We start from the raw sequence: 904 nt of genomic DNA, 5'->3' as shown, positions 1-904 counted from the left end.
CCCTGTGACAGCCCCGCCCCCGTGACGGCCCGGTCCTCCCCGACGGCTCAGTCCTCGCGTACGGCGAGCACCAGGAACCGGGCGTCCTCGTCGACGTACGACGTCATGCGCCAGCCCGAGGCGGCGAGCAGCGGGCGCAGGTTGGGCTCCGCGCGGAGGTCGTCCGGTGTGATCTGCCGACCGTGACGGGCCGCCAGGGCGGCGCGGCCGATCGGATGGAACAGGGCGAGCAGGCCGCCCGGGCGCACCACGCGTGCCAGCTCTCGCAGATCGGCGGCCGGCTCTGGCAGGTGGGAGATCAGGCCCGCCCCGAAGACCGCGTCCAGTGCCCCCGTCCGCAGGGGGAGCGCGGCCACGTCGGTGAGCAGCAGCCGCCCGTGCCGGTCCCGGCCGGCGCGTACGGCGGCCTCCAACATTGCCGGAGTCACATCGGCCCCCAGCACCACCCCCGACGGGCCCACGGCCGCGCGCAGCGGCGGCAGGGCGCGTCCGGTGCCGCAGCCCGCGTCGAGGACCCGGTCGCCCGGGCNNAGTCGGCGGCGCGGGCGGTGAAGAACTCCTGGACGTGCGTGCGGTCGTCGCTCATCTCCGCATGATCCCTCACCGGGCCGGAGGACGCCTCGGTGCACATGTTCGAGCGGGGGCGATCGTTCAGGTACATCTGTGCGTCATATTCCGGCACCTTTCGAAATGCGCCCCCTTTGTGCACCCGTGCCCCCCTAGCGTCCCGGGGCCATGGGACACCTGGACCACGCCGCCTTCGGCTGGCTGACCCCCGTGCTGTCGTACGTCATGGCCTGCACCGGCGCGGCACTCGGACTGCGCTGCACCGTGCGCGCCCTCGCCGCGACCGGACGCGCGCGCCGCAACTGGCTGATCACGGCGGCCTCCGCCATCGGCACCG

Annotated in this window: 2 pseudogenes; one reads left to right on the top strand and one right to left on the bottom strand. The window is 74.4% G+C overall.

Features of this window, described 5'->3' with window-relative positions:
* Positions 1-47: 47 nt before the first annotated feature.
* A pseudogene (locus tag CCN42_RS40640) lies at positions 48-586 on the bottom strand (class I SAM-dependent methyltransferase).
* 149 nt (positions 587-735) lie between these two features.
* On the opposite strand from CCN42_RS40640, the pseudogene CCN42_RS46360 reads away from it, so the two are divergent.
* Positions 736-904: pseudogene (locus CCN42_RS46360) on the top strand (MHYT domain-containing protein); the annotation flags it as partial.

Origin of the sequence: Streptomyces glaucescens, assembly GCF_002154375.1 — a bacterium.
Classification (GTDB): Bacteria; Actinomycetota; Actinomycetes; order Streptomycetales; family Streptomycetaceae; genus Streptomyces; species Streptomyces glaucescens.
The sequence above is the reverse complement of the archived record's forward strand: the minus strand, read 5'-3'. Positions and strand labels throughout refer to the sequence as shown.